This window comes from Kitasatospora sp. NPDC004745, from assembly GCF_042873275.1.
GTDB lineage: Bacteria > Actinomycetota > Actinomycetes > Streptomycetales > Streptomycetaceae > Kitasatospora.
On the sequence record NZ_JBIALK010000004.1, the window covers coordinates 249,653 to 272,503 of the forward strand.

The 22,851-nt window shown below is 75.6% G+C and carries 23 protein-coding genes; 11 read left to right on the forward strand and 12 right to left on the reverse strand.

Annotated features, from left to right (window positions below; all coding sequences use genetic code 11):
• Window positions 1–166: 166 nt before the first annotated feature.
• Window positions 167–1,180: a glycosyltransferase gene (locus ACFYUY_RS10115; protein ID WP_360208005.1), complete on the forward strand. Its 1,014-nt coding sequence runs from the start codon at window positions 167–169 to the stop codon at window positions 1,178–1,180.
• Window positions 1,181–1,278: 98 nt separating this feature from the next.
• Here ACFYUY_RS10115 and ACFYUY_RS10120 read toward each other — a convergent pair whose 3' ends face one another.
• A complete protein-coding gene (locus ACFYUY_RS10120; RefSeq protein ID WP_387899792.1) occupies window positions 1,279–1,902 on the reverse strand; it encodes an HIT family protein in 624 nt (207 codons plus the stop codon).
• Between the two features lie 120 nt (window positions 1,903–2,022).
• Between ACFYUY_RS10120 and ACFYUY_RS10125 the strand changes: the two genes are divergently transcribed.
• Entirely contained in the window at window positions 2,023–4,944 is a 2,922-nt protein-coding gene (locus ACFYUY_RS10125) for an FAD-binding and (Fe-S)-binding domain-containing protein (RefSeq protein ID WP_387899793.1), read from the forward strand.
• A 54-nt stretch (window positions 4,945–4,998) separates the two neighbouring features.
• Window positions 4,999–5,409 carry a PaaI family thioesterase gene (locus tag ACFYUY_RS10130; RefSeq protein WP_387899795.1) on the forward strand — a complete coding sequence of 137 codons (411 nt, stop codon included), beginning with the start codon at window positions 4,999–5,001 and terminating at the stop codon, window positions 5,407–5,409.
• A gap of 43 nt (window positions 5,410–5,452) precedes the next feature.
• Here the strand turns inward: ACFYUY_RS10130 and ACFYUY_RS10135 are convergent, their stop codons facing one another.
• Window positions 5,453–5,908, reverse strand: coding sequence for a CBS domain-containing protein (locus tag ACFYUY_RS10135; RefSeq protein WP_360208014.1), 456 nt, complete (start codon window positions 5,906–5,908; stop codon window positions 5,453–5,455).
• A gap of 75 nt (window positions 5,909–5,983) precedes the next feature.
• Window positions 5,984–6,973 carry a slipin family protein gene (locus tag ACFYUY_RS10140; protein WP_360208017.1) on the reverse strand — a complete coding sequence of 330 codons (990 nt, stop codon included), beginning with the start codon at window positions 6,971–6,973 and terminating at the stop codon, window positions 5,984–5,986.
• Between the two features lie 148 nt (window positions 6,974–7,121).
• On the opposite strand from ACFYUY_RS10140, the gene ACFYUY_RS10145 reads away from it, so the two are divergent.
• Window positions 7,122–7,907: a uracil-DNA glycosylase gene (locus tag ACFYUY_RS10145; protein ID WP_387899797.1), complete on the forward strand. Its 786-nt coding sequence runs from the start codon at window positions 7,122–7,124 to the stop codon at window positions 7,905–7,907.
• Window positions 7,908–8,079: 172 nt separating this feature from the next.
• Here the strand turns inward: ACFYUY_RS10145 and ACFYUY_RS10150 are convergent, their stop codons facing one another.
• Complete coding sequence (locus tag ACFYUY_RS10150; RefSeq protein ID WP_387899799.1) at window positions 8,080–8,967, reverse strand: CHAD domain-containing protein; 888 nt, start codon at window positions 8,965–8,967, stop codon at window positions 8,080–8,082.
• Window positions 8,968–9,351: 384 nt separating this feature from the next.
• Between ACFYUY_RS10150 and ACFYUY_RS10155 the strand changes: the two genes are divergently transcribed.
• The 3 genes from ACFYUY_RS10155 to ACFYUY_RS10165 all read left to right on the forward strand — a co-directional run bounded on the left by ACFYUY_RS10155 (window position 9,352) and on the right by ACFYUY_RS10165 (window position 11,715).
• Window positions 9,352–10,026 (forward strand): hypothetical protein, encoded by a 675-nt coding sequence (locus ACFYUY_RS10155; protein WP_387899801.1) that lies wholly within the window; start codon window positions 9,352–9,354, stop codon window positions 10,024–10,026.
• Between the two features lie 137 nt (window positions 10,027–10,163).
• A complete protein-coding gene (locus ACFYUY_RS10160) occupies window positions 10,164–10,982 on the forward strand; it encodes a DsbA family protein (RefSeq protein WP_387899803.1) in 819 nt (272 codons plus the stop codon).
• A gap of 85 nt (window positions 10,983–11,067) precedes the next feature.
• On the forward strand, window positions 11,068–11,715 hold the full coding sequence (locus ACFYUY_RS10165; protein ID WP_387899804.1) for a vitamin K epoxide reductase family protein: 648 nt from the start codon (window positions 11,068–11,070) through the stop codon (window positions 11,713–11,715).
• A 28-nt stretch (window positions 11,716–11,743) separates the two neighbouring features.
• Here ACFYUY_RS10165 and ACFYUY_RS10170 read toward each other — a convergent pair whose 3' ends face one another.
• The 3 genes from ACFYUY_RS10170 to ACFYUY_RS10180 are packed head-to-tail and all read right to left on the reverse strand — an operon-like array spanning window position 11,744 to window position 13,837.
• A complete protein-coding gene (locus ACFYUY_RS10170) occupies window positions 11,744–12,838 on the reverse strand; it encodes a serine hydrolase domain-containing protein (RefSeq protein WP_387899806.1) in 1,095 nt (364 codons plus the stop codon).
• A 48-nt stretch (window positions 12,839–12,886) separates the two neighbouring features.
• Window positions 12,887–13,399: a GNAT family N-acetyltransferase gene (locus ACFYUY_RS10175; RefSeq protein ID WP_360208033.1), complete on the reverse strand. Its 513-nt coding sequence runs from the start codon at window positions 13,397–13,399 to the stop codon at window positions 12,887–12,889.
• Between the two features lie 24 nt (window positions 13,400–13,423).
• The gene (locus tag ACFYUY_RS10180; RefSeq protein WP_360208036.1) at window positions 13,424–13,837 is read right to left on the reverse strand and encodes an ankyrin repeat domain-containing protein; all 414 of its coding nucleotides are present in this window, start codon (window positions 13,835–13,837) and stop codon (window positions 13,424–13,426) included.
• A gap of 384 nt (window positions 13,838–14,221) precedes the next feature.
• Between ACFYUY_RS10180 and ACFYUY_RS10185 the strand changes: the two genes are divergently transcribed.
• The 3 genes from ACFYUY_RS10185 to ACFYUY_RS10195 all read left to right on the forward strand — a co-directional run bounded on the left by ACFYUY_RS10185 (window position 14,222) and on the right by ACFYUY_RS10195 (window position 16,799).
• Window positions 14,222–14,416 (forward strand): hypothetical protein, encoded by a 195-nt coding sequence (locus ACFYUY_RS10185; RefSeq protein WP_360208039.1) that lies wholly within the window; start codon window positions 14,222–14,224, stop codon window positions 14,414–14,416.
• A gap of 115 nt (window positions 14,417–14,531) precedes the next feature.
• Window positions 14,532–16,148 (forward strand): hypothetical protein, encoded by a 1,617-nt coding sequence (locus ACFYUY_RS10190; RefSeq protein ID WP_387899809.1) that lies wholly within the window; start codon window positions 14,532–14,534, stop codon window positions 16,146–16,148.
• A gap of 276 nt (window positions 16,149–16,424) precedes the next feature.
• Window positions 16,425–16,799: an RNA polymerase-binding protein RbpA gene (locus tag ACFYUY_RS10195; protein WP_355365562.1), complete on the forward strand. Its 375-nt coding sequence runs from the start codon at window positions 16,425–16,427 to the stop codon at window positions 16,797–16,799.
• Window positions 16,800–16,964: 165 nt separating this feature from the next.
• Here ACFYUY_RS10195 and fxsA read toward each other — a convergent pair whose 3' ends face one another.
• From fxsA to ACFYUY_RS10220, 5 genes are all read right to left on the reverse strand, one after another.
• A complete protein-coding gene (fxsA, locus tag ACFYUY_RS10200) occupies window positions 16,965–17,543 on the reverse strand; it encodes an FxsA family membrane protein (RefSeq protein WP_360208045.1) in 579 nt (192 codons plus the stop codon).
• Between the two features lie 55 nt (window positions 17,544–17,598).
• Entirely contained in the window at window positions 17,599–19,239 is a 1,641-nt protein-coding gene (gene lnt, locus ACFYUY_RS10205) for an apolipoprotein N-acyltransferase (protein WP_387899811.1), read from the reverse strand.
• Window positions 19,240–19,393: 154 nt separating this feature from the next.
• Window positions 19,394–19,852, reverse strand: a complete 459-nt coding sequence (locus ACFYUY_RS10210; protein WP_387899813.1) for an N-acetyltransferase — start codon at window positions 19,850–19,852, stop codon at window positions 19,394–19,396.
• A 48-nt stretch (window positions 19,853–19,900) separates the two neighbouring features.
• Entirely contained in the window at window positions 19,901–21,541 is a 1,641-nt protein-coding gene (locus ACFYUY_RS10215) for an amidohydrolase family protein (protein ID WP_360208052.1), read from the reverse strand.
• Between the two features lie 31 nt (window positions 21,542–21,572).
• Window positions 21,573–22,013 carry an Lrp/AsnC family transcriptional regulator gene (locus ACFYUY_RS10220; RefSeq protein WP_030243361.1) on the reverse strand — a complete coding sequence of 147 codons (441 nt, stop codon included), beginning with the start codon at window positions 22,011–22,013 and terminating at the stop codon, window positions 21,573–21,575.
• A gap of 297 nt (window positions 22,014–22,310) precedes the next feature.
• Here ACFYUY_RS10220 and ACFYUY_RS10225 point away from each other — a divergent pair, with 297 nt between their 5' ends.
• The gene (locus ACFYUY_RS10225) at window positions 22,311–22,763 is read left to right on the forward strand and encodes a hypothetical protein (RefSeq protein ID WP_360208054.1); all 453 of its coding nucleotides are present in this window, start codon (window positions 22,311–22,313) and stop codon (window positions 22,761–22,763) included.
• Window positions 22,764–22,851: the final 88 nt, after the last annotated feature.

The window sequence follows — 22,851 nt, forward strand, 5'->3', positions numbered from 1 at the left end:
GGGTGCTCCCGGCCTGACGTGGACGCACCCGGACGCCTGACGTGGACGCGTCCGGAAGGCCACGTGAAGATATGGCGCACGGGCGTACGTTTTGCCATGCAATGCGGTGAATCACGGACCGTCAGGGCTTTGCCACGGTTCGCCTGCCCTCTTACGCTCCGGCGTCATGCCCTCACCCTTGATCAGCGTCGTGGTGCCCGCCTACGACCAGCACAAACAGCTCGCCGACTGCCTGGACTCGCTGCTCGCGCAGTCCCTGCGCGACCTGGAGGTGATCGTCGTCGCCGACCGCTCGCCCGACAGCGCGGTCGAGCTCGCCGACGCGTACGCGGCCCGGCACCCGCGGCTCTCGGTGCTGCACCTCAACGCGGCGGTCGGGGTCGGGGTGAGCCGGAACGCGGGGGCGGCGCGGGCGGCCGGCGACTACCTGCTGTTCCTCGACGCCGACCACCTGCTGCCCAGGGACGCGCTGCAGACCCTCGCCGACCGGCTCCAGCAGACCGGCCCCGTCGACCTCCTGCTGTTCGGCCACTCCCGCCGGCACAAGGACCGCGACTGGCCCGGCGGCGCCGAGGCCCTGCTGGCCGAGGCCGGCCCGGACGTGTTCGCGCCCTTCGACCAGCCGGCGCTGTTCGGTGCGCCGCCGCTGGTCTGGGACCGGCTGATCCGCCGCAGCCACTGGGAGGACCTCCGGCTGGCCTTCCCCGACGGCCGCTACGAGGAGATCCCGGTCGTGCACGCCGCACTGCTCGGTGCCCGCAAGGTCGCCGTGCTGCCGCGCGAGTGCGTCCAGCTGCGCCGCCGCGAGACCGTCCACCCCACCGGCTCCCCCGGCAGCAGCGTCTTCGACCTCTTCGACCAGTACGAGCACAGCTTCGCGCTGCTGGAGGACCAGCCGCACCTGTACGCGGTGCGGGACGCCCTGTTCGTCCGGATGATCCGGCACTACCTGTTCGTCTTCGACCTCGCCGGCTGCGTCACCCGCGCCGAGCGGCCGCAGTTCTTCCACCGGGCCGCCGAGCACCACCGCCGCTTCCAGCCGCCCGGCCACCGCCGCCCGGGCGGCCGCGAGGGCATCAAGTTCTCGCTGCTGGCCGGCGGCGCCTACCCGGCGTTCGAGGTGGCCAAGCTCTCCCACATCGCCCGCGGCACGCTCACCGGCTCCGGCCGCCGCTCCTGACCCGGCCACCGGGACCGGCGCCGGGGCGGCCGGGCCCGGGAGGGGCAGGCCCGGACGCGGCCGGGCCCTTACGCCGGCGGGCTCAGACGTGGCCGGGCTCAGACGTGGGCGGTGCCGCCGTCCGCGGCCATCACGGCGGCGATCCGGTGGGCGTTCGCCGCCCACATCCGCTCCGGGAGCGGCGGCAGCACGTCCATCCAGAGCGAGAGCGTCGAGCCGCGCAGCTGCAGCAGTCCCTCGGGGCGGGCGATCAGCCACAGGTGCAGGTGCGCGGCGCCGTCGCCCCAGCGGTTGACGTGCACCCGGGCGACCCCGTCCAGCGTGCGCAGGGCCCGTTCGACCCGCTGGAGCAGCGGGCCCAGCTGCGCCGCCTGCTCGGCGGGCAGGTCGAACAGGTCGTGGTGGGCGCGCGGCCACAGCAGCACCACGGCGGGCAGCCCGGAGGGCGACTCGGTGGTCCCCAGCCGCCAGTGCTCGTCCGTCCAGAGGAACTCCGAGTCCGGGCGGGCGCACTCGCGGCAGGTCTCCGGCCCCTCCTCGCCGTGCCGGGGCGGCTCGGGCCGTTCCGGCGCCGCCAGGGTGCGGACCTGCAGCTCGCCCTCGAACGGGAAGATGTCCCAGGTCTGCGCGCCGTCCACCGGCAGCGGCGGGCGCTCGCCGATCGGCAGCCGGGCGAGGTACTCGTCGGCGCCGGAGCCGCCGTCCGCGGGTTCGGTGATCATGGCCGCCGAGCCTGCCACATGACACCCCGTCGGCGGAAGGCCGGGGTGGCCGGTGTCCCTGCGGCCGCGCGGCTGCCATGATCGGCGGAGCCGTCGCCGCACCCGCCCGGGAGGTCCCTGGTGAGCCGTCCGTCCACCGCCCCCGGGGCGGAGCTGGCCCGCGAGCTGGCCGCCGTCCTGCGCGGCGAGGTCCGCTTCGGCGCCGCCGAACGGACCGTCTACAGCCACGACGCCTCGAACTACCGGCACCTGCCGCTCGGCGTGGTCAAACCCGCCGATCTCGACGACGTCCGCACCGCCCTCGCGCTCTGCCGCCGCCACGGCGTGCCGGTGGTGCCGCGCGGCGCGGGCACCAGCATCGGCGGGCAGGCGATCGGGCCGGGCGCGGTCGTGCTGGACTTCCGCCGCCACCTCGGCGCGGTGCTCGACGTCGACCCGGACGCCCGCACCGCCCGCGTCCAGCCGGGCACCGTCCTGGACGACCTGCAGCGCGCCGCCCGGCCGCACGGGCTGCGCTTCGGCCCCGACCCGTCCACGCACAGCCGCTGCACCCTCGGCGGCATGATCGGCAACGACTCCTGCGGCGCGCACTCGCTCGCCTGGGGACGCACCGCGGACAACGTCGAACGGCTGGACCTGCTCCTCGCGGACGGCACCGAGCTGAGCGTCGGCGGCCCGCTCGGCCCACGGGAGCGCGCCGCACTGCGCGAGCTGCCCGGGCGGGCCGGCGAACTCCACCGGGAGCTCCAGGACTTCACCGACGCCAACCTCGCCACCATCCGCCGGGGGATGCCCGAGCTGCCCCGCCGCACCTCCGGGTACCCGCTCGACGCCCTGCTGCCCGAACGCGGCCACGACCTGGCCCGCGCGCTCACCGGCACCGAGGGCACCTGCGCACTGCTGCTCGGCGCCACCGTCAGGCTGGTCGAGGAGCCGCCCGCCCGTGCCCTCGTGGTGGCCGGCTACCCCGACGAGGGGGCCGCCGCCGACGCCGTCCCCGCACTGCTGCCGCTCGGCCCGCTGACCGCCGAGGGCATGTCCGCCGACCTGATCGCCGCACTGCTCGCCGCCGGCCCCCGGCCGCCCGCCCTGGACCGGCTGCCCGCCGGCGAGTGCTGGCTGTTCCTGGAGACCGGCGGCGGCACCCCGGTCGAGGCCTACCGGGCCGCCCGCCGGCTCGCCGACGCGGTGCGCCGCGAACGCACCGCCGCCGTCGCCCTGGTCACCGACCCCGTCGAACAGCGCCAGCTCTGGGCCGTCCGGGAGGCCGGCGCCGGCATCGTCACCCGGCTGCCCGGCGGCGGCGAGGCCTGGCCCGGCTGGGAGGACTCCGCCGTCCCGCCCGAGCGGCTCGGCGACTACCTGCGCGGGCTGCGCGCCCTGCTCCGCCGGCACGGCCTGCGCGGCGTCCCGTACGGGCACTTCGGCGACGGCTGCGTGCACCTGCGGATCGACTTCCCGCTCACCGAACCGACCGGCGTCCTGGTCTTCCGCGAGTTCCTGGAGCAGGCCGCCGACCTCGCGGTGTCCTTCGGCGGCTCGCTCTCCGGCGAGCACGGCGACGGCCAGGCCCGCGCCGAACTGCTGCCCCGGATGTACCCGCCCGGGATCATCGACCTGTTCCGCGCGTTCAAACGGATCTGGGACCCGGAGAACCTGCTCAACCCGGGCGCCCTGGTCGACCCGCGGCCGCTCGACGCCGACCTGCGCTTCGTCGCCGCCCCGCACCGCCCGCTCCCCCTCGCCCTCCCGTACGAGCAGGACGGCGGCAGCCTCACCACCGCCGTGCACCGCTGCGTCGGCGTCGCCAAGTGCGTGGACCCGACCACCGGCGTCATGTGCCCCAGCTACATGGCCACCGGCGAGGAGCGGCACTCCACCCGCGGCCGGGCCCGGCTGCTCGCCGAACTCCTGCGCGGCACCGAGCGGGCGGACGCGGCGATCCGCGACGGCTGGCGCTCCGCCGAGGTCCGCGAGGCGCTCGACCTCTGCCTCGGCTGCAAGGGCTGCGCGAGCGACTGCCCGGTCCACGTCGACATGGCGACCTACCGGACGGAGTTCCTGTACCAGCACTACCGGCACCGGCCGCGCCCGCTCGCCCACTACTCCATGGGGTGGCTGCCGCTCTGGCTGCGGGCCGCCGCCCTCGCCCCCGGCGCCGCCAACACCCTCGCCCGCTCCCCCGCCGCCGGAGCGCTCAAGCGGCTCGCCGGGATCGACCGGCGCCGGGTGCTGCCCGTCCTCCCGCCGGAGACCTTCACCCGCTGGTACCGCCGCCACCGCGCCGCCCACCCGGCCCCGGCCGGCGCCCGGCCCGTGCTGCTCTGGCCCGACACCTTCTCCGACCACCTGCAGCCGGGCGTGGCGCGCTCCGCCGTCGAGGTGCTGGAGCACCTCGGCTTCGACGTCCGGCTGCCCGCCGGCCCGGTCTGCTGCGGGCTCACCTGGTACTCCACCGGCCAGCTCAGCACCGCCCGCCGGGTGCTGCGGCGCAGCCTGCGGGCCCTCGACGCCGCCGGGCTGCCCGCCGACACCCCGGTGGTCGGCCTGGACCCGAGCTGCACCGCCACCCTGCGCGAGGACCTGCCCCGACTGCTCGGCCCGGACGGCCGGCCGCTCGCCGGACGCACCCGCACCTTCGCCGAGTTCCTCGACGAACACGCCCCCGACGCCCCGCTCCCCCGCGTCCCGCTGGAGGCCGTCACCCAGACCCACTGCCACCAGCACGCCGTCCTCGGCAGCGCCGCCGACCGCCGGGTCGAGGCCCGGCTCGGCCTGCACAACCGCGTGCTGGACTCCGGCTGCTGCGGCCTGGCCGGCAACTTCGGCTTCGAACAGGGCCACTTCGAGGTGTCCGAGGCGATCGCCGAACGCGTCCTGCTCCCCGAGCTGCGGGCCGCCGGCCCCGACACGGTGGTACTGGCGGACGGCTTCAGCTGCCGCACCCAGATCGCCCAGCTCGCCCAGGGCCGGCAGGCCCTGCACCTGGCCGAGCTGATCGCCCGGGCCCTGCGGGAGCAGGCCGGCGGGGCGCCGCGCTGACCGCCCACGCGCAGAGGCCTGACACGGCGCCACCGGGCTTGCCACAATGGCGGGATGACCCTCACCACCGCCGAGGCGGACAAGATCCTGGCCGACAACTTCGCCCCCTGGGTCCAGGCCCTCGGGCTGTCGGTCGCCGGCGCCGGGGAACGGCACGCCGTGCTGCGGCTGCCCTGGTCCGAGCAGCTCGCGCGGGAGGGCGGCGGGATGTCCGGTCAGGCGCTGATGGCCGCCGCGGACACGGCGAGCGTGATCGCGGTGTCGGCGGCCCGCGGCGGTTTCGGTCCGATGACCACCGTCCAGCAGTCCACCACCTTCCAGCGCGCCGTCACCGGGCAGGACGTCCTGGTCCACGCCCGGGTGACCAAGCTCGGCCGGCGGATCGCCTTCCTCGACGTCACCCTCACCGCCGAGGGCGCCGAGGAGCCGGCCGCGCACGCCACCGCGGTGTACGCCCTGGCCTGAGCGGCGCGGCCCCGGTCACGGGCCGGGCCGCGCCCTGGCCGGCTCAGCCCTGGGACAGCTGCGCCACCACCGGCGGCTCCTCCGAGCAGACCGCCGACACGAACTCCGCCACCCGGGCCTGCGGCATCCCCCGGGCGATGTCGGCCTCACTGATCATGCCGACCAGCTTGTGCTCCGGGTGGTTGATCACCGGCAGCCGGCGCACCCGGTACTGCTCCATCACCCGCAGCACCTGCTCGGTGTCCTCGTCCGCCTCCACCGTCATCGGCCGGCCCATGGCCAGCTCGCCGGCCGTCACCTGCTCCGGGTCGCGGCCCTCCGCGATGCAGCGCAGCACGATGTCGCGGTCGGTCACGATCCCCAGCAGCTTGTCCTTCTCCCCGCAGATGGGCAGGGCACCGACGTCCCGTTCCCGCATGATCCGGGCGGCGGCGGCGAGGGTCTCGTGCTCGCGGATGCACTCCGCGCCCGGGTGCATGATGTCGCTGGCTCTGGTCATGGTCCGCCTCCTGGCTGGCTTCCAGCCCCTCGTCCATCGTGGTCCCGGCCCGCGACGGACGCCACCGGGCACCGGTCAGACCCGCGCGTCCGGATCCCCGTGCCCGTCCGGGGACTCCGCGTCCTCCAGCGGCGAGTGCTCCAACAGCTCCTCCAGCGGCGGCAGTTCGTGACGCTCGGGCTCCGGTTCGAGCTTTCCGCCGAGGCCCGCGTCCGGCCCCAGGTCGCGCTCCTCGGCGACCTCCTCCGCCGCCTTCGCCCCGGCCGCGGCCGCGGCGGCCGACAGCACCGCCAGCTGCTGGCTCTCCGCGGCGCTGTCCAGGAAGCGCAGCAGCTCCACCGGGAACGGCAGCACAAGCGTCGAGTTCTTCTCCGCCGCCACCTCCACCACGGTCTGCAGCAGACGCAGTTGCAGCGCCGCCGGGGTCTGGCTCATCACCGCCGCCGCCTCCGACAGCCTGGCCGAGGCCTGGAACTCGCCGTCGGCGGTGATGATCCGGGCCCGCCGCTCGCGCTCGGCCTCCGCCTGCCGGGCGATCGAGCGCTTCATCGACTCCGGCAGGGCGACGTCCTTGATCTCCACCCGGTCGATCTGGATGCCCCACCCGAGCGCGGGGCTGTCGATCATCAACTCCAGCCCCTGGTTGATCGGCTCGCGGTTGGCCAGCAGGTCGTCCAGCTCGCTCTTGCCGATGATCGACCGCAGCGAGGTCTGCGCGACCTGGGAGATCGCGAAGTTGTAGTCCTGCACGTTGACCGTCGCCTTCACCGGGTCCTCGACCCGGAAGTAGACCACCGCGTCCACCCGGACGGTCACGTTGTCCCGGGTGATGCCCTCCTGCGCCGGGATCGGCATCGTCACGATCTGCACGTTCACCTTGCGCAGCCGGTCCGCGATCGGCATCAGCGCCACCAGCCCGGGCTCCCGGACCTCCCGGCGCACCTTGCCGAACCGGAACACCACACCCTTCTGGAACTGCTGGACGACGCGGATGCTGAACGCAGCCCAGATCGCCCCCAGCCCCACCAGCCCCCCGATCGCCCCCAGCACCGCATCGACGATCATCGCGGCCTCCTCGCGGCTCCGCGGCCTCCTCGCGCCGGCCCGCCCGGCCCGGCCGGAGGCCGCCGGAGCAGCTGCTTCCACGCTACGCCTGCCCGGTCAAAGCCGGAACGAACCTCCGCCCCCGGCCCCACTCCCTAGGATCCTGTCCATGCCGCAGTCCCCCGCCGACGACCCCGGCCACCCCCGGCACCCCGCCGAGGCGGCCGCCCGCGCCGCCGACCTCACCGTGCTGGACCGCGTCGTCACCGACTGCCGGGCCTGCCCGCGCCTGGTCGCCTGGCGCGAGGAGACCGCCCGCACCAAACGCCGCGCCTACCAGGACTGGGACTACTGGGCCCGCCCGATCCCCGGCTTCGGACCGCCCGACGCCCCGCTCCTCCTGGTCGGCCTCGCCCCCGCCGCCCACGGCGCCAACCGCACCGGCCGGATCTTCACCGGAGACCCCTCCGGCGACCTCCTCTACGCCGCCCTCCACGACCTCGGGCTCGCCAACCGCGCCGAGTCCGTCCGGCACGGCGACGGGCTGCGCCTGCACGGCGTCCGGATCACCGACCCGGTCCGCTGCGCCCCGCCCGACAACAAGCCCAGCACCGGCGAGCGCGACACCTGCCGGCCCTGGATCACCCGCGAACTCGAACTGCTGCGCCCCACCGTACGGACGGTCGTCGCCCTCGGCGGCTTCGCCTGGCAGGCCCTGCTGCCCGCCCTCGCCGCGGCCGGCTGGCTCGTCCCCCGCCCCCGGCCGGTCTTCGGCCACGCCTCCCACGTCACCCTGCCCGCCGCCGACGGCGGCCCCGCCCTCCAGCTGTTCGGCTGCTACCACGTCAGCCCGCGCAACACCAACACCGGCCGGCTCACCACCCCGATGCTCCGCGCCCTGCTCCGCACGGCCGCCGAGTCCGCCGGGCTCGACCCGCAAGCCCGGGAGCCCTGAGCCCCCGCGGTGCCGACCCCCGTGCGGCACCGCGGGGGCGGCCCTGAGTCGAACCGCCGGGTGGCCGTGGTGCCGCCGTCCACCGGGAGCGTCACGCCGGCGACGTACGAGGCGCGGCCGCTCAGCAGCCAGGCCGCCGAAGCGGGCCGGTGTCAGCCCGAGCGCGGCGCCGTCAGCCGAAGCGGGCCAGCCGCCGGCGCGAGGCCCTCGCCCACGCCTGCGGCAGCCGGCCCCGGGCGCTCGCCTCCGCCGACAGCTGCCGCCCGTAGAGCGCCCCGTACCCGAAGGGCTCGGTGCTGCTCCCGGCCTGCCGAGCCAGGGCCGCGGCGGCCACCACCGCGTCCTGGTGCTCGCCGAGGACCTCCTGGACGGCCTTCATCCGCTCCGTGTACCGCTCGGCCGCCGCCCCGACGGCCGGGGCGGCGGTCTCCCCGGCGTAGCGGGCACGCTTGGCGGCCTTGCGGGCCTCGTGCAGGGCCCGGTCGCGCTCCTCGGCGGGCGCCGACCCGGCGGCGAGGGCCGCCTCGACCCGCCGGCCGGTGCGCCGCTGCTCGCGCCCGGCGATCCGGGCGAGTTCGGGCACCGCCGCGCGTGCGGCCCGGCCGCGCAGCGGGGGGTCGGCGAGGAAGGCGTCGAGGGCGTCGGCGAGGCCCCGGCGGCGCGGGTCGTCGAGCGCGGCGACCACCTCCGGCCGGATCCGCCGGTACTCGGCCCGCCCCCACCGTTCCAGCTCGGCCGCGACCCGCTCGGGCCGGCACTCGGCGGGCAGTTCGCGGGCCTGGGCGGCCAGCCGCTCGACGAGCACCTCGTGGTCCCGCGCCCGGCCGAGGGCGGCCGCCAGCCAGCGCAGTTCGGCGACCAGGTGGTCGGCGGAGCCGGGTGCGAGGAGCCGGCGGAAGGTCCGCAGGGCGCTGCGCAGCCGCCGGCAGGCGACCCGCATCCGGTGCACGGCGTCGGGCCGGTCCGCCCGGACGGCGCCGTCGAGGCCGGCCAGCACCGCCGCCTGGGCCTCGACGCGGGCCAGCAGGACCTGGCCCGCGGTGGCCTGGGAACGGGCCATGCGCGCTCACCCCCTCGCCGGACTCGGGAACGCCTTCCAGGCTACTGAACGCGACGGCGCGGTGCCGGGCCGCACGGGCCGGGCGGGGCTGCCGGGGCCGCCGGGGCGCGGCGGCCCGGGCGGGGTCTCGGGAACGGTCTGGGAACCCCGTACCGCGAGAACGTGCGAGCGGGGCGGGCGGAACCGGTCCCGACCCCGGAAGGTCAGTTCGTTCACGCGGCGGGGCACTACGCCCCGCCCCCCCGCGCACGCCGAGAGCGCCCCCGGTACCTGCGCTGAAGGGCCCTCAGGGCGGTGAACGGGCGGCCTCCGAGGGGCAACGGGCGCCCGCCGACCGGGTACGCGCCCTCGTGCCGGGTGTAAGCGCCGTGACATACTCCGGGCGTGACGACCTCCACCCGTGCGACCAGGGCCCTGCGGGCCGCGGTGTTCACCGCGCTCGCCGTGCCGCTGTCCGCGCTGGGCCAGGTCGTCATCACCGGTCGCCCGCTGCCGCTCACCCTGGTGGCCGCCGCGACCGCCGTCGTCTTCCTGGTCGCGGCCGCACTGGCCGGCGGGGAGCGGCGGCTGCTGCACATCACCGTCGTGATGGTGCCGGTCGAGCTGCTGCTGAACACGACCTTCAACCTCGGGCAGACCGGCTGTGGGCCGATCCTGTCCGAGCACGTGCCCGCGCGCGGCGTGAACCTGATCGTCTGTGGCGGCGGGTCGGTGGACGGCTCGCTGCTGGGCGGCCCGCTGGGCCACGCCGGGCAGTTGGCGCCGGCGGCGACCCAACTGCTGCTCCTGCTGGCGCACCTGGTGATCGCCCTGGCGGCCGCGGCCTGGCTGCGGCTGGGCGACGCGGCCCTGTCCGGGCTGGTCCGGGCGCTGCGTGCGCTGCGCCAGTCGCTGGGCCGCCCGCTGCGCGCCCTGGTCCTGCTGCTGGTCCCGGCCCCGGCCCGGCCGGTGCTGCGGGTGCCGCTGCCGGCGTCGGACCGCCCGCGGCCGCGCCGCGAGGACGTGGTCCTGAGCCCGGCTCCCCGGCGTGGCCCGCCGGTCCTCGCGCCTGCCTGCTGATCCTCCGTCACCCCGGCCGGTCCCCGGCCCCGGTACGCCCGCAGGCAGTGCGCACGACTCCCGCGTCCATCGATCACGCCGCACCAGGTGCGGCTTCCCGCGCGCCCTCGCGCGCCGCGTACAGGAGTTGACTTCCCATGGCTCAGGCCCCCAGCAAGCAGCAGGCCAAGCGCATCAGTGCCCGTGAGCGCATCCAGGAGGCGCAGCGCGTCGAGCAGCTGGCCGCGAAGCGCCGCCAGCGGATCGTGGTGGCCGTCTCGGCCGTCGTCGTGCTGGCCCTCGCGGGCGGTACCGCGCTGGCGATCGGCTCGGCGTCCGGCAAGGACGGGAAGCCGGCCGCGGCCGGTGCGCCCGCGCCGACCGAGCTGGTCGTGCCGGCGAACGCCTCCGGCCCGGACGGCACGGTGATCACCTACGGCAAGGCCGACGCCCCGCACACCATGGCGGTGTACGAGGACTTCCGCTGCCCGGTGTGCAAGCACTTCGAGGCGGCGAACGGCGAGACGGTCAAGAAGCTGACCGAGGACGGCTCGGTCAAGGTGGAGTTCCACCTGGCGGCCTTCCTGGACAAGAACCTCGGCGGCAAGGGCTCGCGCACGGCGCTGGCCGCGGCCGGGGCCGCGCTGAACGAGGGCGTGGACAAGTTCAAGCAGTTCCACGACGTGCTCTACGCAAACCAGCCCGACGAGCGCGAGGACGGCTTCGGTGACGTCGACCGCATCCTCGACCTGGCCGGCAGGGTGCCCGGCCTGAAGACGGACGCCTTCGTGAAGGCGGTCACCGACCGCACCTACGCGCCGTGGGCGGCGAAGGTCGCGGACGCGTTCAACGACAGCGGGGTCACCGGCACCCCCACGGTGACGGTGGACGGCAAGCCGATCAGCCTGTTCAGCGGCAAGGCCACCGTCACGCCGGAGCAGTTCACCGCGCAGGTGCGGCAGGCCGCCGGCCTCTGAGGCACGTCTGCCACGCAGGGCACCACCGGCCCGGCCGAACCCCGGCCGGGCCGGCTCCTCCCAGCCACCGGAGTGTGCTGCCACCATGACCGCCGCGACCCCCGTGCACCCGCCCCGCCCCGCCCCCGCCGCCGACCGGGCCCCGGTCGGCGCGGGCCGGGCGTTCTCCCTGCTGCTGTTCCTCGGTTCCCTGGTCGGGCTGGCCGCCTCGGCCGTCCTGACCTTCGACAAGCTCCGCATCCTCGAGAACCCCTCCTACGTCCCCAGTTGCAACCTCAATCCGGTGATCAGCTGCGGCTCGGTGATGCGCACCGAACAGGCGGAGGTCCTCGGCTTCCCCAATCCGCTGCTCGGGCTGGCCGCCTTCGGCGCGCTGGCGGCGATCGGAGCGGGGCTGCTGGCCGGTGCCGCGTACCGGCGGTGGTTCTGGCTGGGCCTGCACGCCGGCACCCTGCTGGGCGTGGTGTTCGTGCACTGGCTGGTGGACCAGGCGCTGTACGAGATCGGCGCGCTGTGCCCGTACTGCATGGTGGTGTGGGCGACGGTGGTGACGCTGTTCTGGTACACGACGCTGCACAACCTGCGGACCGGTGTGATCCCGGTCGGCCCCCGGCTGCGGCCGGTGGTGCGGGAGGCCGCGCGCTACCACTGGGCGCTGCCGGTGCTGTGGGCGGCGGTGATCGCGCTGCTGGTCCTCAACCGCTTCTGGTACTACTGGAGCACGCTCCTCTGACGGTGCGCCGCCCGGCGGCGGTGCCCGGTCAGGGCGTGCTCGGGGAACCCTGGCCGAACACCGCCCGGCGGTAGGCGTTGCGCAGGTCGGTGAGCGGCTGGATCCCGCGGTCGTAGTGCACCTTGTTGGTGAGCAGCAGCGCCCAGCGGCCGAGCCGCCGGGAGACCCAGAAGCCGGTGCCGGTGAAGCCGTAGTGGACGAAGGTGCCCTCGGCCGGCTCCGTGCCGGGGGCGTACAGCCAGGACAGGCCGCGGGCGGGCGCGAGGCCCCCGGTCTGCTCGCGCAGCGACTCGGCGATCCAGGGTTCGCCCCAGGGCGGCCCGGCCGGCGGGGCGAGCACCGCGGTGAGGAAGCGGGCGAGGTCGCGGGCGGTGGAGAAGGCCCCGGCGTTTCCGGAGACCCCGCCGAGCAGTCGCGCGGAGGGGTCGTGGACGACGCCGCACAGGTGGGCCCCGGTCCGCTCGTCGTACTCGGTGGGTGCGGTGCGGTCGGCCTCGGCGGGGTCGAGCGGCCCGTACCGGGTGTCGGTCATGCCGAGCGGCCGCCAGACCTGGCGGTCGGCGAGCCGGTCGAGCGGGGCGCCGCCGAGGTCCTCGACGAGGTGGCCGAGCAGCACGGCGGCGCGGTCGGTGTACTCGACGGCCGTCCCGGGCGGGCGGTGCAGCGGGGCGGCGACCACCCCGGCCCGGATCGCCGCGAGGTCGCGTCCGTAGCGCTGCTCGAAGCCGGTGTACGGGAGCATTCCCGCGGTGTGGGCGAGGAGTTGACGTACCGTCACCACGCCGACGGGGTGCCCGGCGGCAGGCGGCCACCACCGGCCGAGGGGCTCGTCGAGCGGGAGCCGGCCGGCCTGCCACAGCGCCCCGGCACAGGGCCAGAGCGCGACGACCTTGGTGAGGCTGGCGAGGTCGTACCGGGTGTCCGGGCCGGCCGCGAGCCGGGCGTGCCGGCCCCGGCCGAGCACGCCGTGGGCGCCGCCGCCGATCCGGCCTCGGGCGTCGCCGACGGCCCACACGGCGCCGGCGCCGACGGTGCGGGCGCCGTCGGCGACCAGCCGGTCGAGCTCCCCGCCGGGCGCGGCCAGGGCGGGGAGCCGCTCGGCTCCGGGTGCTCGGTGGCTCATCCGTCCCCCTCGGAGGTGTCGGGGGAGCCTACCCGGCGGGCGGGCGGATCAGGCCGTCGCGGACAGTTCCTTGCCGAGGCAGATGCTCATCGGGTGTTCGCGGTAGATGCCGAACTTCCGGATCGCCGCGTACCCCTCGGACTCGTACAGCGCCACGGCCTCCGGCTGCTCGGTGCCGGTCTCCAGGATGGCCCGGGTGAGCCCGGCCTCGACGGCGGTCCGCTCCAGGTGGCGCAGCACCGCCCGGGCCAGGCCGCGGCCGCGGGCGGCCGGGATCACGAACATCCGCTTGATCTCTGCGTCACCGTCGCGCACCCCGTCCGGCCCGGCCTGCTTGGCCCGCCAGCCGCCGCAGGCGACCGGCCGGCCCCCCAGGTAGGCGATCAGGAACAGTCCGGACGGCGCCTCGAAGTCCTCGGCGTGCATCACGGTCTCGTCGGGGTCGCCGTAGCGGCGGACGTACTCCTGCTGGACCTCCGCCGAGAGGGCCTGGGCATCGGGGTGGGCGTAGCCGGTGACGCGGAACTCGACGGTGTCCGCCGCCGCGGTGGTGCTCTTCATGAGGAAAGAGCCTACGGCGGGGAGTCAGCGGGCCTCGAACCGGGCGACCAGGTCGTCCTTGCCGAACATCCGGGCGGTGTCGAGCGCGTTCGGAGTGCCGGCGGCCGGGTCGGCACCGCCGGCGAGCAGGACGGTCAGCACGTCCTCGGCGCCCTTGAAGACGGCGCCGGCGAGCGGGGTCTGACCGCGGTCGTTGGCGAGGTTCGGGTCGGCGCCGCGCTGCAGCAGGGCTTCCACGGTGGCGGCGTGGCCGTGGTAGGCGGCGAGCATCAGCAGGGTGTCGCCGCGGTCGTTGGTGAGGTCGGCGGGCGCGCCGGCGTCGACGTAGGCGGCCAGGGTGTCGGTCTCGCCGGCCCGGGCCGCGTCGAAGAGCTTCCCGGCGAGCGCGATCACCTCGGCGTCGGGGGCGTCGGCGGGCTGCTGGTGGGCGTCGGTCATGGCGGCGGCCTTTCCGGTCTGCGGGTGGAGGGTGCTGCGCGTACCGCACCGTAGCGGCCGGGCGGCGGCGCGGGCCAGCGTGCGTCCGGATTCCGGACGACGCCCGGCCGGTGCGACACGTGTGCCGGAACGCTCCGGGGCCGTTCGGGCGAACTTCCCCGACCGCCGGGAAACCCCCGCCCCCCGCGGCGGGAATGCCTCGCCGCGCCGAAACGGCGCGGATACGGCCCCACCCGGGCCGGTTCGCATACCTCCGTCCGGACTCCAGGACGGTATCGGGGCGGGAAACCACCCATTTGCCCCGTTCCATCATCTATTACTTTTTGTCACGATTAAGGCACTTTCCGTGACACCGTCCCTGTCCCCCTCCCCGAGGAGCAGAGCGTGATCCTCTCGATTTCCGGCATCGTCCTGTTCGGCACCATCGCCTTCCTGTTCTTCCGCAGGGACGGACTAAAGGTCTCCCACGCCATCGTCTGCGCCCTCCTCGGCTTCTACATCGCCGGCTCCTCGATCGCCCCGAGCATCACCGCGGGCGGCGCCAGCCTGGCGAGCCTGCTCGGCGGCCTGAGGTTCTAGGGCGCGTCACTCCCCCGTACGGGCCCGGGCGCGGATCCCACCGCCCCGGGCCCCGTCGTACCACCGGCCCCGCCCCCGCCACCCCACCCGTCCCACCCGCCCGGGGAGTCAAGGAATGCCGCTCAACCGCCACCTCAGCAAGGGTCGCGAGATCGCCCGGACCGCCGGGGACCACGCCTCCGACATGTTCGCCCCGCTCTCCGTGATCGGCCGCGGACTGCGCCACCACGCCGGCTGGACCAAGGACCGCTGGCAGACCACCCCCAAGGAGCGCCGCGGCCCGACGCTGTTCCTGGTCGCCGCCATGGCGGTCGGCGTCTACCTGCTGCCGCACGGCCTGCTGTTCGCGCTGATCGCCCTGATGGCCAGCGCCGCCTGGGCCGGCCGGGCCCCCAAGGCGGCCCCGGCACCGGCCGCCCCGGACGTCGCCGACGTCAAGCTCGGCGCGCTCTACGCGGCGCTCACCCCCTACCTGTGCGGCCCCGAGGACGCCAACCCGCTGTACCACTTCGAGGGCAGCTACAAGGACGCCTTCGGCTCCTGGGAGTTCGACGCCGAGGGCCGGCTCTCCCGGCTGGAGCTGGGCTACCCGGCGTACTTCACCGACACCGAGCCCACCGCCCGGGCCCGGATCGAGCAGGTCGTCCAGGGCAAGGCCGGCCGGGCCCGGGAGTACCGCTTCGACTGGGACGAGGAGTCCAACCGGCTGCGGATCGCCGCGCTCACCCCGCTGCCCACCGACATCGTCGCCCAGCGCTTCGTGGCCGCCCCCGGCGAGATCGTGCTCGGCTTCACCGACGAGGACGGCACCGCCCGCACCATCCCGGTCTCCCGGGGCGGCGCGATCGCCCAGCAGCCGCCGGTGGTCTGGCGCACCGGCCCCCGTTCGGCCGAGCCGCACCTGCTGGCGCTCGGCGTCACCGGCTACGGCACCTCCAGCCTGATCCGCTCCGTCGCGCTCCAGGCCCTGCCGTACGCCGACCTGGTGGTCATCGACGGCGCGGGCACCGGCGAGCACGCCTGCCTGGTCAACCGGCCCGGCGTGCACACGGTGGAGACCAGCCTGCACGGCGCACTCGCCGCCCTGGAGTGGGCCGTGCAGGAGACCGACCGCCGGCTCGCCGCGCTGAACGCCTCCCGGCACGCCGGCACCGCCCCGCCCGAGGACGTCACCCGGCCGCTCTGGCTGCTGCTGGACCACCCGACCGAGCTGAGCGAGCTCGCCCACGCCGAGGGCCGGCCGGACCCGCAGGACCTGCTCGAACTGCCGCTGCGGCACGGCCGCGCCGCCCGGGTCACCGTGGTCATCGCCGACGACCTCGAGGCCCGGGACCGGATCACCCCGACCGTGCGGGCCACCACCCGGGCCCGGGTGGTGCTCGGCCCCGCCGGCCCCGAGGAGGGCCACGCCGCGCTCGGCGCCCCGCTCGACATCGTGCCCGCCGCGCACGCCCCGGTCGGCCGCGGCTACGCCCGGATCGGCAACGGCGCGCCCGTCCGGCTCCAGGTGCCCACCACCGTCGACCCGCTCGACGACGAGGCCCCGGCCCCGCTGCGGGACGCGGTGATCGCCCTGCTGCCGCACCGCGACACCCGGACCGAGGCCGCCGCCGACCTGCCGCCCCGGCCGGAGCACCCGCCGACGGCCCTGCGGGCCGACGGATCGCCGCTCACCCTGCCGGTCGCCCTCGGCAAGGACGAACCGATGATCCGTTCCCGTCCGATCTCGTAACCGCCCGGGGACGGGGGCGGCGACGGGCGTCGAATCCCGTCCCGGTACGCTCGTGGTGGAAAGGCCGACCGATCACCAGATGTGAAATAGGTGACACCTGGGGTGATATCCGCGGCCAGATGTGACAAATCGGGCGCCGGTGGGTACAAACAGGGGCGGCACGACAGACGACGCATGTCCCGGGACGGGAATCTTCGTCGGAAGCCGAGCGTTGACCGAACGACGAAGAACAGCGACCACTAGTCCTGTGGGCCATAAGCCCGGGAGGCACGATTCATGAGCGAGCGAGCTCTCCGCGGCACGCGACTCGGGGCCACTAGCTACGAGACCGACCGCGGTATCGATCTGGCTCCCCGCCAGACCGTCGAGTACGCATGTCAGAACGGACACCGATTCGAGGTTCCTTTCTCGGTCGAGGCGGAGATCCCCGCGACCTGGGAATGTCGCTTCTGTGGCCAGGAGGCAGCACTTCTCGACGGCGACGAGCCGGAGGAGAAGAAGGTCAAACCCACGCGCACCCATTGGGACATGCTGATGGAGCGCCGGACGCGCGAGGAGTTGGAGGAGGTGCTGGCCGAACGGCTGGCCGTGCTCCGCTCCGGCGGGATGAACCTCGCGGTGCATCCGCGGGACACCCGCAAGAGCGCCTGATCTCTCTCCCGCCACGGCGGGAGGACGCGAAAAGGGACCCTGGTCACCAGGGTCCCTTTCGCGTCCTCCGGCCCCGCCCGGGGCGGGCCGCCCGGCCGCCGGACGGCCCGCCGGGCGCGGCCGTTCGGGCTGGAGGAGCGGAGGGGGCGGAGGGGGAGGATCGGATCAGCCGGCGATCGGCGGCCGGTAGGTGGTGTCCGGGCCCTGCTGGTCCCGCGGAGCGGCGCCCGGCTCCACCACCTCGCCCTGGATCACCTTGCCGTCCGGGCGGTGGATGCGCAGCTGCTCCTGCAGCCGCATCGCGTCCGCGAACGGGGCGGACCCGGCGGCGGCGGTGCTGCGCAGGGCCTTGTCGGCCACCCGGCGGCCGGCCGCCCGCCACAGCGCCCTGGTCGGCGGGAAGAGCAGGGTCAGCGCCAGCGCGTCCGACAGGAAGCCCGGGACGATCAGCAGCACGCCGGCCAGCACCGTCATGCTCGTCCCGGTCTGCGGCTGCTGGGACTTCGGGTCCTTGCTCTGCTCGATCGCCGCGGACAGCGCCTTCAGCCCGGCCCGCTTGATCAGCGAGCCGCCGATCAGCGCGCCCGCGACGAGCAGCAGCAGCACGACGAATCCGCCCAGCCACGAGCCCACTTGGACCAGCAGCCAGATCTCCAGCACCAGCCAGGCGGTGATCAGCAACGGCAGCAGCCGGCGGAGCCTTCCGCGCGGGGCCGGACGGGTGGGGGCGGCTTGCTCGGTCACGGTACGGATCCACTCCAGGCGGTGCTCTGCGCGCCGCACGGGAGGTCCGGGCCGGCTACGGCACCACCTGGTCCAACGAATCCGTCGCGGCCGGTGTTCCGGCGGCGGCCCTGCGGCGGCGCCCGACCAGTACGCCCGCGCCGCAGGCCAGCAGGCCCGCGACGGCCAGCGTCCACTCCGGCGCGGCACCGACCCGGTCCGCCACCGTGGTGCCGTCGCGCAGCGGGACCGTCGCCGACAGCTCGGCCGGCGTCAGCTCCTCGGTGCGCTGCTGCACCGTGCCGTCCGGGGAGATCACCGCGCTGATGCCGCTGGTCGCGGCGATCAGCACGGCCCGCCCGTGCTCGACGGCGCGCAGCCGGCTCATCGCGAGCTGCTGCTCCGGCTGGCCGGTCCTGGCGTAGGTCGCGTTGTTGGTCTGGACGACCAGGACGCGGGCGCCGCTGTCCACGGTGTCCCGGACGATCTCGTCGTAGGCGACCTCGAAGCAGATCACGTCGCCGATCCGGGCCGGGCCGAGCTGCATCACGCCGTTGTGGTCGCCGGGGTAGAAGTCCCGGGCGACCCGCTGGAGGCGGGTGATCACCTTCATCAGCTGGGCGCGGAACGGCACGTACTCGCCGAACGGGACGGGGTGCTGCTTGGTGTAGGAGGCGCCCGGGCCGGTCTTCGGGTCCCACACGATGCCCTCGTTCTGGACGTGCTGGGCGTCCGGGCCGTCCACCAGGGTGCCGACCAGGGTGGGCACGCCGACGGTCTTCACCGCCTGGTCGATCCGCTGGTAGGCGAGCGGGTCGCTGAACGGGTCCAGGTCGGAGGAGTTCTCCGGCCAGATCACGATGTCCGGGCGCTCGACCCTGCCGGCCCTGATGTCCGCGGCGAGGCGCTCGGTGGCCACCGCGTGGTTGTTCAGGACCATCATCGGTCGGCCGAGGAAGTCCATGCCCGGGTTGGGCACGTTGCCCTGCACGATGGCGACCTTCACGGTGTCGGCCGCCGCGGTCGGCACCGGCACCAGGTAGCCGGCCAGCAGCGCGGCCACCGCGCCCAGCGCCGCCAGCGCGGCCGCCTTCGGGGCCCGGCCCGGCCCGCGCAGGCGCAGCGCCGCCCAGGCCAGGAGGGCGCCGGAGAGGGCGACCGCGAAGGTCACCAGCGGGGCGCCGCCGAGCGCGGCCAGCGGGGTGTACGGGGTCGCCGTGTTCGCGAAGGCCAGCCGCCCCCACGGGAAGCCGCCGAGCGGCAGCCGGTCCCGGGCCCACTCCTGGGTGATCCACAGGCAGGCCGCCCACAGCGGCCAGGCCGGCAGCCGGGAGGTCAGTGCCAGCCCGCTGCCGAGCACGGCGAGGAACAGCGCCTCCACGACCGACAGGCCGACCGTCGCGTCCCAGCCGACCACCCGCAGCCAGCTGAGCAGCATCAGGAAGAACGGCAGGCCGAAGGCGAAGCCCGTCCAGGCCGCCTGGCGGGCGGTGCGGCCGCGGGTGAGCAGCGAGAGCGCGGCGACGCCCAGCAGCGAGAGCGGCCACAGGTCGAAGGGCGGGAAGGCGAGCGCCAGCAGCAGTCCGGCCAGCGCGGCCAGGCCGGTGCGGGGCAGCCCGGCGCGGACCCGGGCGAGCGCGCGGGTGACCCGGCCGGGCGCGGGCGCCGGCTCGGCCGGCTCGGGTGCGGCCCCGGACCGCTCCTGGGTGACGGGCATGGCCACCGGCGCACCATCTTCCTGCGTGTTGCTGTTCGGACGCTGTCCGAAGAAGGTACCCCGGAACGCCAGGGAAGCGTGAGGTCAGGGTGATGGGCGACCGGCGGCCCGGGGGCGGCCCCGCGCCCCCTGCCCCGGGGGCCGGGCCCGCTGGTCAGCGGGCGGCGTAGCGGATCGGGCCGAGCGGCCACCGGCCGGCGAGCCAGGCGGACACGGCGCGGTGCAGCGGGGCGTCCAGGTGGGCCCGGTCGGCCCGGACCCAGGAACTGACGTTCACGACCGCCGGGTCCTCGTGGTCCCGGCAGACGTAGACGCAGCCGATCACCTCGTCCCGGTCCGGCTCCAGGACGGTGTAGGCGAAGCCGGTCCGGGCGGCGAAGTCGGCCGCGTGCCGGCGCAGGTCGGCGAGGTTCCGTTCGAGGGTCATCCCGGTGACGGGCGGCCAACGGCGGCCGGCGAAGCCGGGGGTGGCCCGGATGTGCGCGATGCTGCCCGTCCAGGCGGCGTGGTCGGAGGCGTTGTGCTGCTCGCCCAGGGGCTCCAGGCGGAACTCCGGGGCGAGCAGCTCGCGCGGGACGGTGAAGTCGGCGGGCACCAGTGGGTCGGTCGTCATACCGGCCAACCTAGGGGCCGGCTTCCGAACCACCGGCCCGGGGGGATTTCAGGCCCGGTGGACGGTGCGGCCGCGGACGACGGTGCGCAGGCAGGCCGGCAGCGGGCGCCCGGGGGTGAGGTCGGGCAGGCCGGGGGTGCCGGAGCGCGGATCGGTGGACCAGCCGGCCACCCGGGAGTCCGGGGCCTGCACGACCAGCTCGTCGGCGGCCCAGATCGCGTAGCTGGCGACGGCCCCGGGCACGAGCACGCCGTCCTGGTCGCGGCCGATCGCGCGCCAGCCGCCGCGGGTGTGCGCCGTGAAGGCGGCGCGGACGGAGATCCGGTGCTCCGGGGTGCGGTGGAAGGCCGCGGCGCGGACGGTGCCCCAGGGGTCGAGCGGGGTGACCGGCGCGTCCGAGCCGAACGCCAGCGGGACGCCGGCCCGCAGCAGGGCGGCGAAGGGGTTGAGCGCGGCGGCCCGCTCGGCGCCGAGGCGCCGGACGTACATGCCCTCCGGGCCGCCCCAGGCGGCGTCGAAGGCGGGCTGGACGGAGGCGGTCAGGCCGAGCTCGGCGAAGGCCGCGATGCTCTTGTCGTCCAGCGCCTCGGCGTGCTCGACCCGGTGGCGCAGGGCCCTGACCCGGGCCGCGCCGACCCGCTCGCCGGCCGCCCGGACGCCGTCGACGACGGCGGCCACGGCCGCGTCGCCGATGGCGTGGAAGCCGGCCTGGATCCCCGCCTCGGTGCAGGCCGCCACGTGGTCGGCGACCTGCTCGGCGGTCAGGTAGGCGGTGCCGGTGTGCTCGGCGTCCGCGTACGGGGTGTGCAGGCAGGCGGTGTGCGAGCCGAGCGCGCCGTCCACGAAGAGGTCGCCGCCGGCACCCACCGCGCCGAGCCGAGCGGCCGTCTCGACGCCGCCCAACTCTCCCCAGTAGCCGAACACTTCGGGACCGTCGCCCTCGGCGGCCAGGGCCAGCAGGGCGCTCAGGTCCGCCTCCGAGGAGATCTGCGGGCCGGCGCACTCGTGCAGCGCGCCGATGCCGAGTTCGGCGGCCCTGGCGAGGGTGGCCCGCTGGGCCCGGCGCCGCTGCGAGGGCGTCAGGCGGGCCAGCGCGGTCTGCCGCACGGCGTGGTGGGCGTCCTTGGTGAGCGGGCCCTCCGCCGCGTACCCGGCGCACTCGGCCAGGCCGGTGGTGAGCGCGCGCAGCGCGGTGGTGGCGAGCGCGGAGTGCACGTCGGTGCGGGAGAGGTAGAGCGCGGCGCCGCGGGCGGCCGCGTCGAGTTCGGCGAGCGTGGGCGGGCGGCCCTCGGGCCAGCCGGTCTCGTCCCAGCCGTGGCCGAGCAGCACCCCGTCGGCTTCGCCCCGCTCCTCGACGAAGGCGGTGACGGCGGCGAGGGCGGCGGCCAGCGAGGGGCTGCCGGTGAGGTCGAGGCCGGTGAGCGCCAGGCCGGTGGCGGTGGCGTGCACGTGGGCGTCGACGAAGGCGGGGGTGACCAGGGCGCCGTCCAGCTCGACGATCTCGTCGGCCGTCGCGGCGTACGCCTCGGCGGCGCCGTCGCTGCCGACCCAGGCGACGTGCTCGCCCTCGACGAGCATCGCGGTGGCGAAGGGGTCGGCGGGGCTGTAGACGGCGCCGCCGCGCAGCAGGACGGTTCGTGGGCCGCTCCGGCCCGAGGACGGGCGCGGGGGGAGGGTGCGTTCGGTCATGCCGCCAAGTCTGCACCCGCGGGGTTCGCCCTCAGAGCTTCGGGGGTCGGGCCTCGTAGGGGGTGGAGAGCACGACGGTGGTGCGGGTGGAGACGCCGGCCGCGCTGCGGATGCGGGCGAGCAGGTCCTCCAGGTCGCCGGGGGCGCCGACGCGGACCTTGAGGATGTAGTTCTCGTCACCGGCGACGCTGTGGCAGGCCTCGATCTCCGGGAGGCCGGCCAGCCGTTCGGGGGTGTCGTCCGGGGCGCTCGGGTCGAAGGGCTTGACCGAGATGAACGCGGTCAGCGCGAGGTCGACGGAGTCCGGGTCGATGATCGCGGTGTACCCGCGGATCACCCCGCGCTGTTCCAGGCGGCGCACCCGCTGGTGCACCGCCGAGGTGGACAGGCCGGTGGCCTTGCCCAGGTCCGTGTAGCTCATCCGGCCGTCCTCGAGGAGCAGCTGGACGATGCGTTGGTCGAGGTCTTCCACAGTGCGCAAACCTACCCGGTCGGGGCACGGGGGGCGCACGCGGCGTCACGCAACGCCCCGGCCCAGGGCGCGCCCCCGGCTTCCGGTCAAGGGCGCACGGGGGCGATCCGGTGGGCGGCCGGGGCGACGGCGGGTGTCCGCACGGCACATGCCGGGTGAATGTGGCGTCCGATGTGGCCAAGGACACACCCGGTGCATCACGGTGCACCTGACCGCAGGGTTATGAGCCCGGATCACAGGGAAGTGCTGGTTGTGGCCCCGGGCGACCACGCCGGGCCCGATCCGAGGGGGATCCTCATGCCGACTGACCAGCGTGCCCTGGGCGCCGACGAGACCGACGATACGACCGGCCGCGACGACCTCGCGGTCGATCACGACCTCGCGCCGGGCGTCGACCCGGGCGAGGCCGACACCTGGGACATCTTCCGGGTGCACTGCCCCGAGTGCCGCCGCCCGATCGCCCTGGTGGCCGACGAGGAGCGGCTGCCGCAGCACGCGCTGCTGCCGACGGCCTGGAACCCCTTCGCCCCCGCGCTCTGCCCGGGTTCGGGCACGCCGACCGACGACCTGGCCGAGGTGGAGACCCCGGACGACGCCCAACCGACCGGCCTGGCCGCACTGTTCGCGCTCCCCACCGAACTCGACTGGCGCACCCAGCCGTTCTCGCACGCGGTGGCGCACCGGCCGGTGCGCACCGCCGCCGTCACCCCGGTGATCCCCGAGCAGCGCCGCCGCCTCGTCCGCCGCTGACCCGCCGGGGCCCGGCCCCGGCCCGGACACGCCTCCGGCCGTCACTCCGCACCCTGGAGTGACGGCCGGAGGCCGTTCGGGAGGTCAG

What these genes read in the sequence shown, in the direction of transcription:
- ACFYUY_RS10115 (WP_360208005.1), top strand. Translation starts at nt 167, where the DNA reads ATGCCCTCACCCTTGATCAGCGTCGTGGTGCCCGCCTACGACCAGCAC.
- ACFYUY_RS10120 (WP_387899792.1), bottom strand. Translation starts at nt 1,902, where the DNA reads ATGATCACCGAACCCGCGGACGGCGGCTCCGGCGCCGACGAGTACCTC.
- ACFYUY_RS10130 (WP_387899795.1), top strand. Translation starts at nt 4,999, where the DNA reads ATGACCCTCACCACCGCCGAGGCGGACAAGATCCTGGCCGACAACTTC.
- ACFYUY_RS10135 (WP_360208014.1), bottom strand. Translation starts at nt 5,908, where the DNA reads ATGACCAGAGCCAGCGACATCATGCACCCGGGCGCGGAGTGCATCCGC.
- ACFYUY_RS10140 (WP_360208017.1), bottom strand. Translation starts at nt 6,973, where the DNA reads ATGATCGTCGATGCGGTGCTGGGGGCGATCGGGGGGCTGGTGGGGCTG.
- ACFYUY_RS10145 (WP_387899797.1), top strand. Translation starts at nt 7,122, where the DNA reads ATGCCGCAGTCCCCCGCCGACGACCCCGGCCACCCCCGGCACCCCGCC.
- ACFYUY_RS10150 (WP_387899799.1), bottom strand. Translation starts at nt 8,967, where the DNA reads ATGGCCCGTTCCCAGGCCACCGCGGGCCAGGTCCTGCTGGCCCGCGTC.
- ACFYUY_RS10160 (WP_387899803.1), top strand. Translation starts at nt 10,164, where the DNA reads ATGGCTCAGGCCCCCAGCAAGCAGCAGGCCAAGCGCATCAGTGCCCGT.
- ACFYUY_RS10165 (WP_387899804.1), top strand. Translation starts at nt 11,068, where the DNA reads ATGACCGCCGCGACCCCCGTGCACCCGCCCCGCCCCGCCCCCGCCGCC.
- ACFYUY_RS10170 (WP_387899806.1), bottom strand. Translation starts at nt 12,838, where the DNA reads ATGAGCCACCGAGCACCCGGAGCCGAGCGGCTCCCCGCCCTGGCCGCG.
- ACFYUY_RS10175 (WP_360208033.1), bottom strand. Translation starts at nt 13,399, where the DNA reads ATGAAGAGCACCACCGCGGCGGCGGACACCGTCGAGTTCCGCGTCACC.
- ACFYUY_RS10180 (WP_360208036.1), bottom strand. Translation starts at nt 13,837, where the DNA reads ATGACCGACGCCCACCAGCAGCCCGCCGACGCCCCCGACGCCGAGGTG.
- ACFYUY_RS10190 (WP_387899809.1), top strand. Translation starts at nt 14,532, where the DNA reads ATGCCGCTCAACCGCCACCTCAGCAAGGGTCGCGAGATCGCCCGGACC.
- ACFYUY_RS10195 (WP_355365562.1), top strand. Translation starts at nt 16,425, where the DNA reads ATGAGCGAGCGAGCTCTCCGCGGCACGCGACTCGGGGCCACTAGCTAC.
- lnt (WP_387899811.1), bottom strand. Translation starts at nt 19,239, where the DNA reads ATGCCCGTCACCCAGGAGCGGTCCGGGGCCGCACCCGAGCCGGCCGAG.
- ACFYUY_RS10210 (WP_387899813.1), bottom strand. Translation starts at nt 19,852, where the DNA reads ATGACGACCGACCCACTGGTGCCCGCCGACTTCACCGTCCCGCGCGAG.
- ACFYUY_RS10215 (WP_360208052.1), bottom strand. Translation starts at nt 21,541, where the DNA reads ATGACCGAACGCACCCTCCCCCCGCGCCCGTCCTCGGGCCGGAGCGGC.
- ACFYUY_RS10225 (WP_360208054.1), top strand. Translation starts at nt 22,311, where the DNA reads ATGCCGACTGACCAGCGTGCCCTGGGCGCCGACGAGACCGACGATACG.